This is a genomic window from Paenibacillus baimaensis (genome assembly GCF_025567575.1).
On the sequence record NZ_JAOQIO010000069.1, the window covers coordinates 162,388 to 180,611 of the forward strand.

19 protein-coding genes are annotated in these 18,224 nt (G+C 47.8%); 8 read left to right on the forward strand and 11 right to left on the reverse strand.

Annotated features, from left to right (window positions below; genetic code table 11):
- Positions 1–16: 16 nt before the first annotated feature.
- A complete protein-coding gene (locus tag OB236_RS17565; RefSeq protein ID WP_262685168.1) occupies positions 17–505 on the reverse strand; it encodes a VOC family protein in 489 nt (162 codons plus the stop codon).
- 276 nt (positions 506–781) lie between these two features.
- Here OB236_RS17565 and OB236_RS17570 point away from each other — a divergent pair, with 276 nt between their 5' ends.
- Complete coding sequence (locus OB236_RS17570; RefSeq protein WP_262685169.1) at positions 782–2,611, forward strand: sensor histidine kinase; 1,830 nt, start codon at positions 782–784, stop codon at positions 2,609–2,611.
- Positions 2,586–3,734: a response regulator gene (locus OB236_RS17575; protein ID WP_262685170.1), complete on the forward strand. Its 1,149-nt coding sequence runs from the start codon at positions 2,586–2,588 to the stop codon at positions 3,732–3,734. Before OB236_RS17570 ends, OB236_RS17575 begins: the two co-directional genes overlap by 26 nt.
- A 94-nt stretch (positions 3,735–3,828) precedes the next feature.
- On the opposite strand, the gene OB236_RS17580 is transcribed toward OB236_RS17575, so the two are convergent.
- The 7 genes from OB236_RS17580 to OB236_RS17610 form a co-directional block, all read right to left on the reverse strand.
- Positions 3,829–4,710 (reverse strand): SMP-30/gluconolactonase/LRE family protein, encoded by an 882-nt coding sequence (locus tag OB236_RS17580; RefSeq protein WP_262685171.1) that lies wholly within the window; start codon positions 4,708–4,710, stop codon positions 3,829–3,831.
- A gap of 72 nt (positions 4,711–4,782) precedes the next feature.
- A complete protein-coding gene (locus OB236_RS17585) occupies positions 4,783–5,169 on the reverse strand; it encodes a VOC family protein (protein WP_262685172.1) in 387 nt (128 codons plus the stop codon).
- A 239-nt stretch (positions 5,170–5,408) separates the two neighbouring features.
- Positions 5,409–6,296: a phytanoyl-CoA dioxygenase family protein gene (locus tag OB236_RS17590; protein ID WP_262685173.1), complete on the reverse strand. Its 888-nt coding sequence runs from the start codon at positions 6,294–6,296 to the stop codon at positions 5,409–5,411.
- Between the two features lie 30 nt (positions 6,297–6,326).
- The gene (locus OB236_RS17595) at positions 6,327–7,151 is read right to left on the reverse strand and encodes a carbohydrate ABC transporter permease (RefSeq protein ID WP_262685174.1); all 825 of its coding nucleotides are present in this window, start codon (positions 7,149–7,151) and stop codon (positions 6,327–6,329) included.
- A 93-nt stretch (positions 7,152–7,244) separates the two neighbouring features.
- Positions 7,245–8,180: a carbohydrate ABC transporter permease gene (locus OB236_RS17600; protein ID WP_262685175.1), complete on the reverse strand. Its 936-nt coding sequence runs from the start codon at positions 8,178–8,180 to the stop codon at positions 7,245–7,247.
- Positions 8,181–8,219: 39 nt separating this feature from the next.
- Positions 8,220–9,533, reverse strand: coding sequence for an ABC transporter substrate-binding protein (locus OB236_RS17605; protein ID WP_262685176.1), 1,314 nt, complete (start codon positions 9,531–9,533; stop codon positions 8,220–8,222).
- Positions 9,534–9,629: 96 nt separating this feature from the next.
- The gene (locus tag OB236_RS17610) at positions 9,630–10,493 is read right to left on the reverse strand and encodes an AraC family transcriptional regulator (protein ID WP_262685177.1); all 864 of its coding nucleotides are present in this window, start codon (positions 10,491–10,493) and stop codon (positions 9,630–9,632) included.
- 360 nt (positions 10,494–10,853) lie between these two features.
- On the opposite strand from OB236_RS17610, the gene OB236_RS17615 reads away from it, so the two are divergent.
- The 6 genes from OB236_RS17615 (at position 10,854) to OB236_RS17640 (ending at position 16,194) form a co-directional block, all read left to right on the forward strand.
- Positions 10,854–11,045: a hypothetical protein gene (locus OB236_RS17615; RefSeq protein WP_262685178.1), complete on the forward strand. Its 192-nt coding sequence runs from the start codon at positions 10,854–10,856 to the stop codon at positions 11,043–11,045.
- A 216-nt stretch (positions 11,046–11,261) separates the two neighbouring features.
- The gene (locus tag OB236_RS17620) at positions 11,262–12,506 is read left to right on the forward strand and encodes an MFS transporter (protein WP_262685179.1); all 1,245 of its coding nucleotides are present in this window, start codon (positions 11,262–11,264) and stop codon (positions 12,504–12,506) included.
- A 241-nt stretch (positions 12,507–12,747) separates the two neighbouring features.
- Positions 12,748–13,107 (forward strand): hypothetical protein, encoded by a 360-nt coding sequence (locus OB236_RS17625; protein WP_262685180.1) that lies wholly within the window; start codon positions 12,748–12,750, stop codon positions 13,105–13,107.
- A gap of 236 nt (positions 13,108–13,343) precedes the next feature.
- A complete protein-coding gene (locus OB236_RS17630) occupies positions 13,344–14,357 on the forward strand; it encodes a zinc-binding alcohol dehydrogenase family protein (protein WP_262685181.1) in 1,014 nt (337 codons plus the stop codon).
- Positions 14,358–14,624: 267 nt separating this feature from the next.
- Positions 14,625–15,467, forward strand: a complete 843-nt coding sequence (locus OB236_RS17635) for a polysaccharide deacetylase family protein (protein WP_262685182.1) — start codon at positions 14,625–14,627, stop codon at positions 15,465–15,467.
- 217 nt (positions 15,468–15,684) lie between these two features.
- Positions 15,685–16,194, forward strand: a complete 510-nt coding sequence (locus tag OB236_RS17640) for a phosphoesterase (RefSeq protein ID WP_262685183.1) — start codon at positions 15,685–15,687, stop codon at positions 16,192–16,194.
- A gap of 17 nt (positions 16,195–16,211) precedes the next feature.
- Here the strand turns inward: OB236_RS17640 and OB236_RS17645 are convergent, their stop codons facing one another.
- From OB236_RS17645 to OB236_RS17655, 3 genes are all read right to left on the reverse strand, one after another.
- Positions 16,212–16,514: a hypothetical protein gene (locus tag OB236_RS17645; protein WP_076231023.1), complete on the reverse strand. Its 303-nt coding sequence runs from the start codon at positions 16,512–16,514 to the stop codon at positions 16,212–16,214.
- A 144-nt stretch (positions 16,515–16,658) separates the two neighbouring features.
- Positions 16,659–17,078 (reverse strand): hypothetical protein, encoded by a 420-nt coding sequence (locus OB236_RS39825; protein WP_317259357.1) that lies wholly within the window; start codon positions 17,076–17,078, stop codon positions 16,659–16,661.
- A gap of 207 nt (positions 17,079–17,285) precedes the next feature.
- Positions 17,286–18,077: an MBL fold metallo-hydrolase gene (locus OB236_RS17655; RefSeq protein WP_317259358.1), complete on the reverse strand. Its 792-nt coding sequence runs from the start codon at positions 18,075–18,077 to the stop codon at positions 17,286–17,288.
- Positions 18,078–18,224: the final 147 nt, after the last annotated feature.

The following is an 18,224-nucleotide window of genomic DNA, read 5'->3' on the forward strand; positions in this document are numbered from 1 at the left end:
CGTAGTGGTGCATGACTTACATGGGATTGAGCCTGGACAAATAATCTTCTTCCATACTTTGGGTATAGAACTCGATGACATTATTTTCAGTGTCCTTAAAATAGACTCTTTTATGAATACCTCTTGTGATGATCTTGTTGTCGATGTGATGGCTCTCAAGCAAGTGAATCGCTGCTTCAATTTGGTCTATTCCTATATATAACGCCAGATGCACGTGAACACCGCCTTCATCAAATAACCCATTCCATAAAGAAACCGGGGAGGCCTTTTCCACAAGCTGCTGATTATTAAAATTGCGCGGCAGCCATAATCCTAATCTCGTCGGTCCACCCACATACAGCCATGTAGCCCAAATTTCATTGGCTTCTTCTGTAAATTGATTGTCCTGATAACCCCATTGCTGCACAACAGGAAATCCTAACTGACCTGACCAAAAGTCAACGGCACGTTTCATATCGTTAACTTCCAACACGACCTCTGACACGCCTTGGGCTTTAATTTTCATATAGGCCTCCTTATTTAAGGAACATACTTGACTCACTATCATTAAGGATACTGTTCCGCTGTGGCACGATCAAGGTTATGAATGAATAAAACCAATATATCCAATCAAATATCCAATTAAGGGAAACACTTAGAACCGGCTCGTTAGTCGCTTGATAGAAGGGAGAAGCACCGTGGACACAACCTAGAGAAGATGATATCCTGATTTTACGCAGATTTTGTTGAACTGGCCCGTGGAAGCGGTTCGACAGTTATTTGAAACAAGGGAGACGCAGCCGTGGACACAAGACAATGGATGTCGGTAACACTTTTTCTCGCAGCGGCGCTGATGGTGTTCGTCTCTTTCTTGTCTTATCGGAAACGCCATCTGCCTGTTGCCAAAACGATGATTCTGATTATGCTGGCAGCAGCTTGCTATGCACTCGGTTACGCGTTTGAGGTGTTGAGCCGGGATTTAAATGAAGTGAAGCTATCACTTCAAATCCAATATTTGGGTATTCCCTTCGTTACTACACTTTGGTTCTTTCAGGTCATTCAATTTACCGGGACGGCGGCTCGTTATCGCAAGCTTCTTGCGATCGTACTGTTCGTTATCCCCACAGCGGTCTTTTTCCTCCATTTAACGAATGATTGGCATCACCTGATCTATGAACGCTATATACTCAATCAGGACGCTTCGGTTCCTTTGTACACAACGGACAAGGGACCTTGGTATAAGGTGCACACCATCTATAATTATTCCGTGCTGCTGTGCGGCATGCTGTTGTTTATCCCGATGTATTGGCGGGCTTTGCCGATTGTGCGCAAGCAAATCGTTGTCCTTCTTTTGGGTGCAGCAGCACCGATGTTTTTAAATTTGTTCTTTTGGGCCGGCATTAAAGTTGATTTAACACCGTTCGGATTCGCCGTATCCGGTGTCGTTTACACGTGGGGAATTCTCCGGTTTAATCTGCTTCGCTTAACGCCGCTGGCGATGGCCAAAGTGTTTGAAACGATTCGGGACGGGGTCATTTTGTTTGATTATGAGGACCAAATCGTCAGTTACAATAGCGCAGCTCAAGAGGTGCTTCCCGAGCTCGGATTGATGAAACGCTCCCCCGTTAACATGGAGAAGGTTTTGTCGGCGAGTCCGGAGCTGCTAGAACGTATTCGCACCGCAAGTGACGGGGACGAACGCTTCCCGTTTCAAAGATTCCATGCCAACCGGATCAAGTATTACAACTGCAGTTTGTCACACATCTACGAATCGGGTGAAATTCTGATCGGTAAAATTTTGATGTTCAGCGATATTACGGAGTTGAAGGAGAGCGAAACCCGATTGCTCGAGAACGCCCGGCAGCTGTCCGAGTTGAACGCATTCAAGGATAAGCTGTTCACTGTAGTGGCACACGACATTCGCGATCCGATCGCACTCCTTGTTAGCTTGACCGAGCTGCTGGGCGATGAACTGACCGCAGCCGACTTTGAGCATGCCGAATTGGTTAGAGAGCTTAAAGGACAAGTGCAGAGCACGTTCCATCTCGTCGAAAATTTGCTCGATTGGTATCGCAGCCAGAAAGGGAAAGTTGTGTTTCGACCGTTGGGCTGGAATTTGCAGCAGGTCGTCCGGCAGGCTTTGATGTTATCTGGTACCAAGGCGGCTATGAAGCAAATTCGGATGACGGAGGGAATTGACGAGAAGCTTACGGTCAGGGCCGATAAAGAGATGTTGGATCTCATTCTGCGAAATTTGCTTTCGAACGCCATCAAGTTTACAGGAATAGGTGGGTCGATTGAGATCGGGGCCGTTCTGGAGGGTGATCTGATTGTCGTGTCCATCCGTGACAACGGAGCGGGAATCGATGATCAGACATCGGAATTGCTGCGTCTGGAGGAGCCATTCTTAAAGGCGATGGTTAACGGGAACGATTCTGGGGATACAAGATTCGGACTCGCGCTGACCCGTGAATTCGTTCGTATCCATGGCGGTACCCTTTGGTTCGAGAGCGTGCCTGGAATTGGAACGACCTTCTCGTTCACCTTACCCGGCTCAGCTGGTATGCGAAACGCGTTCGACAACGGTGGAATGGAGGAGGAAGCTTATGAAAGTTATTTTGGTGGACGATGAGCCGACAATGCATCTGATTTTGCGTAAAATGCTGGTCAAGCTGCCTGGGGTTGACGTGGCAGGAGCTTTTACGGATACGCAGTCTGCAACCTCCTTCCTAAGGGAGAACACCGGTATCGGACTCGCTTTCGTAGACATCTCCATGCCTGGCGAGAGCGGAGTAGAGTTTGCTGCCAAGTTGGAAGTTTCTGATCCTACGATGCAAGTCGTCTTTGTCACGTCGCACAAGGAATATGCCTTGAAGGCTTTTGAACTGTCCGTGTTGGATTACCTGGTCAAGCCCGTTTCCCAGGAGCGGCTGCAGCGGACGGTCAATCGTGCGCTGGCGAATCAGCAGGCTGTTCATTCGCCATTACTGTCAGCCCCGGCTTCCGCAGATTGTGGCAGGATCGTCTTAACGACACTTGGCGACGTTACTGTGAGTAATGAAGCGGGACGCGTCAAGTGGATCTCGCGAAAATGCGTGGAGCTGTTCGCTTATTTACTGCTTTACCGAGGCAAACGAATTCCTCGTTCAAGACTGGTAACGGATATTTTCGGAGGGATGTACCAAGTCAATGCGGAGAATTACTTGAATACGACCGCCTATCAATTGCGTAAGTCTTTGGAACCGCTGGGCATGCGCGAGGTCGTACGCTCGGAGAATGATGGCTATGCGCTCGAACTAAAGGATTACATTATCGACTGCGTGGAATTCGAAAAGCAAGTGGAAAGGCTGCAAACCATAGATATCGAAAATGTGGAGAGTGCGCTGCAGATCGAACGGATGTATACGGGCGATCTGTTCGGGGACAAGGCGTACGTGTGGGCCATTCACGAAACGGAGCGTTATGCGGAACTGTATGCTTCGTTCGTAAAGCGGCTTGCCGCCGTGCTGATGTCGCTGGGGGATACGACCACCGCTTCCAAGCTGCTGCTTAAGCTGAATGAACGCAATCCGTTGGACGAATCGGTTATTCGCCAGCTTATAACGATCCGCGAGATGACCGGGGACAAAAAAGGCTTAACGGCTCTGTATACGGATTATGTTCGGCTTCTCAGCCGGGAGCTTGGTATCCGACCGTCCGTGGATCTGATACATCTATATGACATGCTGCTAAAGCGGTTATCCGATAAAAAATAAAATATGAAGGCTTATCAAATGAGAAGCAAGCTGCCGCACGTAAGTAGCGCGACAGCTTGCTTTTTACTTATATGCTCATCGTTCGACTGACCGGCTAACCAGCAAAAAAGTGCGCTGGCATGCCGGCTACGCCAGGCTTCACGCGAAATATGCCGCCTGCATGCGGCTGCTTCGCCAAAGCCTCGTCCGATTGACGAACACGGGCAGTCGTGATGTATAACTCATCCAGATTCGGTCCGCCAAATGTGCAGGATGAGACCTGGGCTACGGGGATCGGGATGGCAATCAGCATTTCACCTGTATGCGGATTCCAGCGTGACACCTGCCAGCCGTCCCACTGCGCGATCCACAGCATACCCTCTACATCAATCGTCATGCCATCGGGGAATCCACCGCCCTCAGGGATTGTGATAATGGTACGCTGACCGCTTATAGCACCTGTATCGATATCATAATCGTAGGCTACCACTCGCTGTGTCGGCGAATCAATATAATACATCGTGCGTCCATCGGGACTCCAGGCGAGTCCGTTGGAAACCGTCACCCCATCAACCATCTTACGAACGGTATGATCGGCTTCAAGACAATATAACGAACCGACAGGCTGCTCTTCGAGATGACTTGTCGTACCCGCCCAGAACCGACCTGCGGGATCACATTTTCCATCGTTAAAACGATTATCCTGGAGCTGCTTCTCGGGGGCATTGACCAATGTCAGCTGCTCTGTTTCCAGGTCCAACAGGAAGAGCCCATGCTGCAAGGCCAGCACGACACCGCCAGACTGTCTCGGTACGACAGCACCTACCATTTGGTCCAGCTGAATAGTACGGTCTTCTAAAGTTTGCGGATTCAGAATATGCACCCTTTGTCCTTTAATGTCTACCCAGTAAAGCAGCCCGCTGCGGTGATCCCAGCAAGGGCCTTCTCCCAAAGTGGCCTGCGCATCAACAATCAATTCCACTTGTAACGTGTCCAAATTTCTTTCCTCCAGCCTGCAGGGCAGTTATTTTTGTTTTAATTGGGACGAGCTTATTGTCATGATGACTGGCTATGAGCCGTAAGCAGCATCGAATTCAATAATATTGTGATCGGGATCCAAAATATAAATTTGCGAGAAGCCGGCGAGACTGTTAGGTCGGGCTTCATAAGGAATAGCTGCCGCTTCCAGCGATTGTATCGTATTCTGATAGCTTTTGACCCAGATGGCAAAATGGCCGTCAATCGAATTAATTTCACTTTTGCGCAACGTTTCTCCATCTGGAAATTCCAGTAAGTGCAGCTGCTGGGAGTCACCTATCGCATACCAGGCCCCCTCTGAATCGAATGGAGGTCTTACTAACTCCTGAAATCCAAGCGTACTGCCGTAGAATTGCTTGGCCTGCTTCAAATCCCTGATAGCAAGACTAATATGGTGCAGCCTTTCAAATTCAATCATCGTAGCTCCTCCGTGGTATCCATAGTAAATTCCAGCTCGGTCAGGCAACCTATGTCATAGTAATTAAGCGACTTGGAGTTATGTTCTCAAGGAGATCAAGCATCGGTGCTGTTTCTCTTCCAAAACATTTCGATGCTTGTAGTCTATTATCCTCTATAACCGTTTGATTTATAAAGCTTATCATATCAACAAGGGCTGCCGCTCAATCGTTGGATTGAAGCGGTAGCCCTCGCGTTTTTTTACCAAGGATCAAGTCCCAGCAGCTTTCTTCCGAGCGGAGTGAGGTCGGGATCTTCAGGTGTTTGCGTAAGCTCCCAGCCGCGTGGGTCAACAGGCAGTGGATTGAATTTATTGGACTGCTGGTGCATCGAGGTTTTGTTCTTCAAGCTTTCTAGAGCCAATCTTTGTCTTTCTTCAAATTGTGAAGGGTCAGACGGGTACATCGTAATATATTGCGCCAACCGTGGCCGGTCTGATAAATTCTCTCCGTTACCATGCGCAACCAGAACATCCCATAGCAGCAGATCGCCAGCTTCGCCTGGAATGACCTCGACTTCATGTCCCGAATAATCAGGGTTGATTGGGTTACGGTCCTCCGGCTGGGTTTTCAGCCATTGCTCAAAATCCTTATAAATACTCGGTACGCAGCGGAAGCCGCCTTGATGAATATTCGTATCCTCCAGGAACAGAACGCCTTGCAACGGCCGCGGTTGGGGAAGAGGGAAGGTTAGGTTGGTCGTATCGGAATCCCAATGAATAAAGCTCGCGTTCAATTCCGGTTTATCGTCCCGCTTAGGCGGTTTCATGTTGACGCGGTCAACGGTTACCCACAGCTTTTCTTCACCCAGCAGCTCAGCGAACGCTTCATATAACCGCGGATATTGACGGTTGTCCCATAAGGCCTGATGCTGGAAAAGCGGAACCATGCCTCTTTGTTGATCATTCCACAGCTGATCCATACCTTCAGGAGGTGTATACCATTCATCCTGATTATCCGGTGATTTACCCATGAATTCCCAGATCGTATCTACGGCCTTCTGGCAGTTTTCCTTGGGAACCGCATTTTTAATAACCACATACCCATTTTCTTGAAAAAACTTTTTCATTTCTGCTGTCATAACTGCCATTTCTCTCATCCTTCCAGTGTGTAGGTTGTATTAGCCTTTTACGGCACCGCTAGTAGTGCCTTGTGCAATATATTTCTGTACGAAAAATCCGACAATGATCATAGGTACCATCGTGACTGTGGCTGCAGCGCTGCTTTTGCCCCAATCTACGGAAATTGCGCCTACGAAGGTCGAGATGCCTACAGGTAAGGTGTAGGTGTCCATATCCGTCAGCTGCATGGAGAACAGCAGCTCGTTCCACGAATATTGCATGGCCAGAATAGAAGCCGCTGCAATGCCCGGCAGTATAATCGGGACGACAACCTTCCAAAAAACCTGCATTTTCGTACAGCCATCAATGGTTGCTGCATCGTTAAGCTCCTTCGGCACATCCCGCATGAAGCCCATCAGCAGCCAAATTATAAAAGGTAAATTAAGTGCAGCATGGGCAACAATGGGACCGACCAGAGTGCCGAGGAAGCCGGTAAGCCTGATTAAAGTGAACAAGGGAAGCAGCATGGAGATCGCCGGAACCAGCTTGCCCAGCAGAAAGCCGTTGGCTATCGTATTGGACCATTTTGAGCGAAAGCTGGTCAAGCCATAAGCGGCAAACGTGCCGAAGCCGACAGCAATGAGTGAAGAGATCACGGCGACATACGTACTGTTAATAAAGTATAAGGAGAAGTCCCCTTTTGAAAATGCGTTAAAATAGTTCGTTAAAGTTGGACTAAACCACAAGGTAGGTGTGGTAGTGAAAATGTCCATTTCTTTTTTGAACGAATTGGTGACGACTAATGCAATGGGCACGATGGTCCACAGCGTGAAAAAGAGCAGTACAATGATTTTAAAACCCACACCTGTCCAGCGTGTTAGCATAGGGTCTCCTCCTAGGCGCGTTCCTTATGGAACGCTGACTTCGTAAGCATGAACTTGTTGTATGAAGCAGAAGTGGCTTGGCAAACACGAGTCTTAATCTTCTTTTCCCGCAGCCGAGTTTTTCATTAAAGAGCCGAAGAGCAGGATAAGTCCAACCAAGGTTAATACCGATACTGCCATCGCGTAACCCATTTCATTATTCTCATACGCTTGTTTGAACGCGTAGATGCTGAGTGAGGAGGTGGAATTGGCAGGTCCACCGCCGGTCAGGGCGAAGATGATGTCGAATACCCGAAAAGCATCGGTACCGCGTATGAGCAGGACGACCACGATCACCTTGCTTAACAAGGGAAGAGTGATATTGACCATGGTCCGAAAAGGTCCTGCTCCGTCAATTTTGGCAGCCTCATACAAGTCATTGGGAATTGAGGTAAGCCCTGCGGACACGACCAGCATAATAAAAGGAGTAGCGTGCCAGGCATCGGCCAGCACGATGCTGAATAATGCCCAGCCCGTCGTCTGCAAGCCGCCGAAATGTGAATCAAGTCCGAATAAGCCCAGCACGTAGTACACAATGCCATAGGTGGGATCATACATATAGCGCCATATCAAACCGACGATAACATGTGAAATCAATAGCGGCATGGTGAACAAGGCGCGGAAGAAATTCGCCATCTTCATAGGAAGACCTAACAGGAAGATTGAAATGCCGATGCCCAGTGCCAGCTCAAGGGTAAGCGCCATGGCAGTAAACAATAGGGTGTTCCATAAAGATTGTAGCGCGACTTCATCCTTGAAAAATCGAATGTAATTATCTAGAAAAACGAAGGTTCCTGCTGCCTCTTGCCCCAGTTTATAATCATATAAGCTCATAACCAGCGCATAAAAGAGAGGAACAATCATTGCTATGAAGACCACGGCCGCTGCCGGAAGAATGAGAAATCCGGCAAGATAGTTGACCTTCCCCGAATTAAGGCTGCTCCGGGAAAGCTTCTTCATATCAATAGCTCCGTTGTGGGATGTATTCATACTGGGCTCTCCCCCTTGTATAGTAGTTATTCATGCTAGTTAGAAGGAAGCAGCTAAATCAGCTTGAATTTTTTCTAATATTTGTTTCGGATCTGCACCAGTAACAATAATGGACGACATTCCATTGCCAAGTGCTTCTATCAGTTTGGGTGCATTGGGCTGCATCGGTGCAGTGACGCCATCCTTTAGTGCGGCACCGACTGCTGGAAGCCACGGCGCTTTGGAGACAAGCTCACTATCGTTAAATAACGATTGCCTCAGGCTAATATGGCTGCTGTTTTTCAAGCTCAATTTCTTCTCGGTCGTTTTACTGGTTAACCATGCTGCGAGCTGAAAGGCTTCCTTCGGATGCTTGCTGTCCTTGGGCAGGCACCAACTCCACACATTGATCAAACCGGCTTCATGCTTGTTATAAGGCAGAGGAGCATAGCCCAGCTTACCCGCGACCTTGGACTTTTCCTTGTCTTCAAGCTGTGAGAGCAGACCCGATTGCGTAATACCGATTGGTATTTGCCCGAACTGAAGCCCTTTGGTAACCTCATCCCACCACCATGTTGTGCTACCCTTGGCGGAGGTTGCGGCAAGCTTTTTCCAGAATTCCATCGTTTCGATGTTCGCGGGTGTGGCCAGTGCCAGCTTGCCCGATTTGTCAAAATAATTGGAGTCGTTGGAATGATTCAGAATCGTATAGATGCTGACGCTTGCGCTGCCTTGCTTGCCCGGGATGCCAATTCCTGTGCCCTTGTCAAAGAAATGCTTCGATACTTTTAAAATATCATCCCAGGTTTTGGGTGGTTGTAGCCCTTCAGCCTGCAGCATTTCCTTGTTATATACGAGTAAAGGCGTTTGTTCGAAATTAGGCAGCCCATACAATTTATTGTCAACCGTAAACGTCTTGATGACACTGGGATTATAATCCGCAAAGTCAAAATTGCTGCCTGTTAATGACGTATCTTTAATCAAATCATCCAGTGGGGCCAAAAAGCCCGATTTCACGTAATCGCCCAACCAGGCTTCCTGTGCCCAGATCAGGTCGTATTGACCGGTTTGGCCTGACATGTTCAGCGATTGCTTTTGTTTCAGCTGTCCGAAATCGATCGCGTCCATCTTGACTTTGATGCCCGTTTCCTTCTCAAATTCCTTCAGCAGCTCGGCTTGATCGTCGGCGTGTGGTCCTGCCCAGCGGGATATTGTCAATTGGACGTCACTTTTTGCAGCTGACTTGGGAGCTTCTTTTGAAGTGCCTTCATTTCCGACGGTTTTGGCAGTCCCGGTCGTACCTGCAGCACCAGAGCAAGCAGAAAGCAATAACGTGAACGATAAACCCATTAAGGAAAGCTTGATTCTTGACACAGAACATTCCTCCATCGTATATTTCAGGATTTGTGTAATCGATTACATAAATAATTGTTGGGGTGGGTGTCCATGGACACGTTGTCACCCGTGATTTTAACGTCGATTTAACAAGCTATCTCTAATCTGTCTTTTGTAAACTTCGGGTGTAATGCCAGCGTGCAGCTTGAACAATCTACTGAAATGGGCCAGATGCTTGAAACCTGTTTCCACGCAAATCTCGGTCACGCTTCGTCTCGGATTCGTCATAAACAAATTACGAGCCTGATTAATCCGTCGACGGTATATATAATCGAAGATCGTAAAGCCTGTAATTTCCTTAAACAGCTTGGACAAATAGGACTTGCTGAAATGCAGGTGATCCTCCATTTGCTCCAAATGAATTTCGGCTGCGTAGTTATCTTCAATAAAGGAGATGATCTGCTGGACAATACGTTCCTTTTCCGAGGCGCTTTCCGTTTTATGCTGCAAAGGATTCAGACATTGCTCATAAATGATATAAAGCAAATCGACGAAAGCCAACTGCATCCGATATACACCCGTTCGATTTTGTCGCAGCTGCTGTTCGTTCATATTAGCCAGCAGGCGCTCCACTTCTTCCTTTTCTTTCCCATTAAGGCTGATTCTCCGATTCCTGAGTTCCTGAAAAGGCTGAAGCAAATTAACAGCATAAGGCAGCTCCAGAAAAGGTCTCAGAAAGGTCGGGTCGAAATGCACGATGGTCCGAATATAAGGAACCGTAGGATCGGCATTTGCGCCATGAAGCGTCATTCCGTACATGAGAATCAAATCGCCGGGAGAGAGCATATAAATCTTGTCACCAATCAAATAATTGCAGCGTCCCTGATGAAAATAATACACTTCATAAAAAGAATGGGAGTGAAACATAGGAACAATCGGATTTTCAACCCAGTAGTCGAAATCGATCATTCCTTTTTGATCGAAAGCGATTGGAAGCATCCATTATTCCTCCTGAACCCTTGTAAGATTAATAAATAGCTAGCGAATACCACACCTCTGTTTACTTGATTTTTAATCAAATAATCCTCATGTCCAAGCCCATGCTATCAGGGTCAGCCTTTCCGGATGAAAGCCTTCCCATGAGGTGGAAGTGCCTTTCCCTCTTGGTATGTGGAAAGTAACTTCTTTGTTATTATAGCATTAGTCCAGAAGAATTGTTTCACTGTCGTTCGACAGATCGAACCGCTCATTTAACTGTGGTTCTTCTATCTAAGGGGGAGGCGGAATGTTTAAATCCTTCGATTTAAGGTTAATCAGATCATGTGAGCACGATACAACCACGCGGAGGCAACTTAAACTATGGAGACAACCAAATCGGACTATATCCTCATCCTACATACAGGCAATGATATTCTAATAGAAGAAGATATTCATGAATCCTTTGATATCGACAGCTACACGCAGCAAAATCAAGTGAAATTGATGGACTACGAGTTTATTACCAAGCAGGAATTCAATGATCGATTGGATCAAATGCTGGGCGAATACTAAACGATCAGACATTGTACATACAACCGCCAAACCCGCGATGATTCATGTGGAGGTTTGGCGGTTTTTATGTCTAGTAGATGATTCAGACTTCTTTGGCGATACATGATATAAGTCAGGGAAAACATGGGTAAAGTGAGAGGAGAAGACAATACTGCATATATACAAGGTGCTGGCTTGGATTGATGCGGAATTGGACTGGAAAAGGAGATACTGACTATGAATCATATAGACCTTACCGCTAAACGGAAACAAAGAAAGCTGCTGTTCGGTGTTGGTCTTAGCTGGCTGTTCGATGCGATGGATGTAGGGATTATTTCGTTTATTGCCGCTGCATTGGCAGTGGAATGGAGCCTTGGGGCTGAACAGATCGGATTGTTAGCGGCGATCAATTCAATCGGCATGGCGGTGGGCGCAGCCGTCGCGGGATCGATGGCGGACAAGTACGGCCGCAGGTCGGTGCTGCTGTGGACGCTGCTCATCTTTTCTGTGTCCAGCGGACTGTCGGCGCTGGCATTCAGCTTTGTGATGCTGTGCGTGCTTCGCTTCACGGCAGGTTTCGGACTGGGCGGCGAGCTGCCGGTTGCTTCGACGCTGGTGTCCGAGTCCGTGCCCCCGAAGGATAGAGGGCGCGCAGTCGTCCTGCTGGAGAGCTTCTGGGCATGCGGCTGGATCATTGCGGCATTGATTGCCTACTTCATCATCCCCCACTATGGCTGGAGGACGGCATTTGCGATAGGGGCTGTACCGGCGCTGTATGCCTTATATTTGAGGCGGGCGATACAGGATTCGCCTCGCTTTACCGAACAGCGCAGCCTTAAGCTGTCGTTCCGCGAACGAGTGGTGGCGGCCTGGTCGCCGAAGTATCGCAGATCGACGATAACCTTGTGGATCTTATGGTTCACTGTCGTATTTTCTTACTACGGCATGTTCCTGTGGCTGCCCACGGTGGTCATGCTGAAAGGCTTCGGACTAGTAAAAAGCTTTCAGTACGTACTGATTATGACGCTGGCCCAGCTGCCCGGATATTTTACCGCCGCCTATTTGATTGAAAGATTCGGCCGTAAGTTTGTGTTGGTTACCTATCTGCTGTTGACGGCGGTGAGTGCGATATGTTTTGGAAATGCCGATACGGTCGGTGTGCTGATTGCATCGGGCATCTGCCTTTCTTTCTTTAATCTTGGTGCCTGGGGAGCGATGTATGCTTACACGCCAGAGCTGTACCCGACCGCGGTTCGTTCCACTGGAGTAGGTCTTGCCGCTTCCTTCGGGAGAATTGGTGGTGTCGTCGGGCCCTATCTTGTAGGTATGCTCGTTGCTCGGAAAATACCGATCACGTCGATCTTCACCGTGTTTTGTATAGCGATCGTGATTGGTGCGGCTGCTGTGTTGTTTCTGGGCAAGGAAACGAAAGGGACGGACCCGGATCGAGAGACGACGGATAGTGAGATGAGTGTTCAATAAAAGATCGTTAGAAGCATACGAGAAGCCCAGGATTCTATTTTCAGGAATCCTGGGTCTTTTTTTGCGTTTAGCTTGCTGGAAAATAAGAAACCGTTAAGAAATTCCCTTATAAATTGTTAAGATTTTACTGTTACACTTATCTTATCTCCAATCTGAATAGAGTTGCCCGGAAAGCATCATTTCCGGTGACAGTAGGGAGTTGTACCCAAACATATCATTATCAGAAAAGGAGGTTTCGTCTATGAGAAGTTTCATCATGAGTATGCTGCTCATCAGTTTACTTGGGCTATTAGGCTGCTCCGAGCAGCGGCAATTTAAAGGAGAAAGCATCAACTGGTCCGTTGCTTGCTCGGTGACGGCCAAAGACAAATCGTATGAGATACGATATATCGGACAGGAAAGTCAACCTGATACTACTGTTCAGTATGCTTTTAAGGAAAGCCGTAATTTTCAAAATAGCGGTGAAAGCAAGGGCAGCTTCAAGAACAAGATCATCAGCGGAACATCAACGATGAATTCACCGTATTTTGACGAAGATCATTTTACGCTGCATGTCCAATGGAACGATAAAGAGGAAACGGTTCGTGTTGTCAAACAATAGCTTATACTTATACACACCTACTCGGAATTGAGCGACTGTCGATAGCTATGACATAACCTGAGACATTGGAAAATGGCTCGGGTTGTTTAGACATGAAGCTGCCTTTACATTAATTATTTGTGTGACAGGGAAGGAATAGGGGGCTGCTCCCGTGAAGTATAATAGACTTGGCCAACAGGCTTGAATGTGTTCCGATTAGGGAAAGGATTGGCCAATCGTAGAAAGGGTGGATGCAAATGAAAACGATTGTATGTGAACAGCCGGATCAGTTCGTGCTTAAGGAAATGGAAGCGCCTACAACCGGACCCGGTCAGGCATTGATCAAAATACGCAGGATCGGTATTTGCGGGACGGATCTACATGCCTACAAAGGCCGACAGCCGTTTTTTTCTTATCCGCGGGTACTAGGGCATGAGCTGTCTGGAGAGATCCTGGAGCTTGGCAGCCATGAGGGAGGGCTGCAGATCGGTGATCCCGTCGTAATCATACCGTACCAGCACTGTGGCTCCTGCATTGCCTGCCGCAGCGGCAAAACGAACTGCTGCACCAAGCTCGATCTGATCGGTGTGCACAGCGACGGCGGTATGTGTGAGGTGATCGCACACCCAACCTCGCTGCTTATCAAGGCCGAGGGCATCAGCCTGGAGCAGGCGGCTATCGTGGAATGTCTCGCAATTGGCGCTCATGCCGTGAGAAGGTCCGAGCTGCAGCCCCATGTGAACGTGCTGGTCATCGGTTCTGGGCCGATTGGTCTGGGTGTGATGAAGTTTGCCAAGCTAGCAGGCGCAAGGGTCATAGCGATGGACATTAACGAAGAACGTCTGGCTTATTGCGCGCGCTGGGCGCCGGTGGATGAAACGATCAATGCGCTGAATAATCCTTTGGGCCGGCTGCTGGAGCTGACACAGGGCGAGCTGCCGACTGTTGTCTTTGATGCTACCGGCAATGCCAAATCCATGATGGATGCTTTTCAATATACCGCTCACGGCGGCAAGTTGGTGTTTGTGGGTCTGGTCAAGCAGGAGCTGACCTTCAATGATCCCGAATTTCATAAACGGGAGATGACCCTGCTTAGCAGCCGCAACGCAACGAGGGTTGATTTTGAAAAGGTGATGCAAGCGATGGCGGATGGTCATATTGATACGGATTCATACATCACGCACCGCTGCCCGTTTGATGCGATGATCGGTGAGTTTGATTCGTGGCTGAAGCCGGAAACAGGCGTAATCAAGGCCATGGTGGAGCTGTAACGATGAGAGTCAGCAGCTGCATGCGGGTCCGTTAACAGACCGCCGGGAATTCCCGGCGGTCTTCTTGTGTTAGCTTAAAGGGCGCATGTACTGCTTGATCGTGCGGGTTTCACAACGTTCATTTTCCCAAACGGTCAACCCTTATGGTATAATCAAAATCGCTTCAATCTGTTTATTCTTCTGGTACCCGATCTCTAAAGGTACATCAGCACAGGTGTGAAGCCGGATATTGTACAGATAACGGTATTGCCCGAAGGGAGAGCGGAAGTGATCATTCGTTATTGGTTGACAGGCCTGCTTATATGCGTGATAGGCCTTACGATAGTTCAGCAATTCGACAAGCGCAATGCGCATTATACCGATCAGGTTGCTGTTCTCATGTATCATCATCTTCATGAAGAAGATACGAGCTCAAGCACGATCAAGCCCGAGCTGTTCAGACAGCAGCTTGCATATTTGCAGAGCAAGGGACATCACTTCATTACCTTGGATCAATTCAAAAAGTTTCTCGGTGGTGCGGAGGTTCCAGATAATGCGGTACTGGTAACTTTTGACGATGGCTATGAGAGCTTTTATACAATGGGTGTTCCCATATTGAAGGAGCTGCAGATTCCGGCAGTCAATTTTATTATTACTGAGACGCTGGATCACCCGCAGGAGGATACTCCGCCAAAAATGTCGCGGGAGCAGATCACCGCCATGACCACCGGCTCCGATTTGATTGATGCCGAGTGCCATACGCATGCTTTTCATGGTAAACGCGAGGATGGAAAAGCTTATTTGGTTCAAGAAGCCGATGAAACGGATCAACAGTACATAGATAGAATGTTGGCGGATACCCGAACCTGCAAAGCAAATGTGGAGCAGGCTGATCCTCATCAGGTGGATACGATGGCCTACCCTTTTGGCATTTCAGATAAAAATACAGCCCTAGCTGTCCAAGCAGCCGGTATCCACTATGGCTTTACAATCCAGCCCTTGATGGCGACCCGAGGTGTAGATCCATACCGGATACCGCGCATTAATGCAGGTGCACCGCAAGTGTCTCCAGAGGGACTGGAAGCGATAATTGCCCAAAAAATTGTTGCTGTGCGGAAAACGTCTCGTTGAAGATTGGCCAAATTGTGATAAAACCTTTAGGTGTGTGATACGCACCTGGAGGTCTTTTCGTTTTGAGTGCTGCCAGACAGTAACCTTAGAGACGATAGAAGTAAGATGTCATCCTTTGGCTTAGGTCTGTGAGTGTGCATATGTATAAATTGTGATGATTCCATAGGTGCGGTTATAATAGAAATACAATTCTATTGATCCCGAGGAGCTGATACTGATGTCCAACGTATATGTGATTTCTGATCATCATTTTGGTCATACGAATATTATAGACTTTGAATCAAGACCTTTCCGTGACGCCGATGAAATGACTGAAACGATGATTGAGAAGTGGAATGCGGTCGTAACCAAGGACGACAAGGTGATCCATCTGGGCGACTTTTCATTTCTGAACAAGGACAAGACAGCAAATATCGTGTCAAGGCTTAACGGTTACAAAACCTTGATCCTCGGAAATCATGATCGTGGTCGATCGAGAAGCTGGTGGTTGGATGCCGGTTTTGATGAGGTAAGTGAAAACCCAATTGTATATAACGGGTTTTACTTCCTGTCTCATGAGCCGATGTATATGAACAAGCATATGCCTTATGTGAACGTTCATGGCCACATTCATGGACAGAAATATGAAGGAAAGCAGTATATTAATGTCTCAGTCGAGCAGTGGGACTATACGCCAATTTCGTTCGAACAAATCAAGGCGATGGTCATCCCCAGTGAGGAGCAGTAGAGAAAAAGATGTCCAGGTTACAACAGCTTGAATCTCTCCAGATGATGCCATAATTGCTCTTGTTGTAATATTTCGATTTGCCTCGGACCGATCAGATCATAGTGGGGATAGGGCTGGCGATGATGAATATAGTCCGGGTTCAATTCATGAGCTGTACACCAAGCCGCCAGCTTGCCCAGATCGGAGCAGCCTACTTTGGTGACAGTGTTCACATTTGGAAAGCGCGGATCGAACCAATAATGGGTGAGAAAAGCGATATCACCTCTTGCGACCGTAGCTTTCCATTGCTGAAGCTCAGCTCGTTTGATACCGAATGCCATGATGTATGCTCCTTTACCTGGGAGTTCGGATAACCTTGCTCAGCTTGTCAGTTATTGGGCTGTAGTTATGAAGGCTCAAGTAAATCCTTATTATTTATCATAGCAGATTTCAGGTAGTCCCCCAAATCATATCGCGCTTGGAGATCAATCCGCATTCATTTTTCTTTGCCCCGTTTTTAATAAATCATGCATAATTTCCTTCCCTATGAACCAGAATAATATGGGTGATATACCAAACCTAACCATTCTGAGGAGGAGATTCACATCCATAACATCGTCCAGCAAGCGCGTCAATGCCAGCAAATCATCCAACAGCTGATTCAGCAAACGCAGCATTCGAATCAGACCTATCAAATTATGCTTCAACAGGAGCAGCAAAACGCCCAACAGCTGGAGCAAATCGCCCAGCGTGAGCGTCAAGCGGTGCAGGTTATCCAAAATGCGCTGCAAACTCATCAGGTTGCGCTTCAGCGTATGCAGGAATGCGCTCAATTGTGTTCGCAGCTGGAGATGGCTGTTCAGGAAGCCACGAATGTTGCCTTTCAATCTCAGACCGGCAACCATCTGCAATCCTTTAACCGCAGCATATATCAATAACCTGCAGGCAGCGCTATAAATAGTTGCAGATGACCGCTGCGCTGTGAGCAGGCTCCATTCACTATGACCAAAACCTCACGAACAAGACTATAAGCTCCTGAACAAGGAACTTATAGTCTTTTTCCGTTCCATAGACTTGTTGAGCTGCACCAGACTTCATGTCCAATCCAGCTTTTACTCCAGCTCCAAAATCATGCCGGTTCGGGCCATTACGACACTTACGGGAAGGCCATACTGTTCAAGAACGTCAACACCATGCGACATATGGGTAAATATCGTATGCTCAGGCTTCGTTTCTTGCAGCAGTTCAAGGGCTTCGGTCATATCGTAGACAGATCGTGTCTCGATTGCAGATTCTTCCTTATAGAAATTAGTACCGATAATTAATAGCTGTAAGCCAAATAGAGGAGCTTTTTCCTCTTCATTCAGATTAATTGCATCTGAACAGTAGGCAAAGTGGTACGGCTGATCCGTGTGCTTGTCAAAGCGATAAGCATAAGAGAAGCCATTCTTGCCATGGCATACCTTCCAAGGACGAACAACCCACTCCCCCCATACCATACTGCCGCTGCAATCGTGGTAGTCGAGCTGGTTTTCCAGCCAGGGAAACATCGTGCGAAGCTGGGTCAGCACATCGGCTGGCGCATACACATGACCCTTCATATGGCTGTAACGACAAGCATCCGCCCATTCGGGAAGCCCGGCTATATGGTCAAAATGCGCATGAGTAATGAGCACATGCTCAAGACTCCTGAGTCCGTAATGCTCCATTTGGGTGCGCCACTCGGGACCGCAATCAATCAATAGCGTGCCAACGGACGTATGCAGCAGAGCGGATGAACGGAATCGCCGATTAGCGCCGCTAGTTCTGGCCTCGGTGCATACCCCGCAGGAGCAGTATACTCTGGGAACACCCATTGAATCGCCTGTCCCCCATAAGGTCAAGGTATCTTTCACTGTTTCCACATTCTTTCCAGCTGATGATTTAAGTAAAATAAATATAAACTACTTGGTGGGATTTGTACACTCGGAGAAACCGTTCGGGGAATGTAAAAAAACCGGCCGCATGGACCGGTCATACGTATTTTTTATAACATAAGCGTACTATGTCAA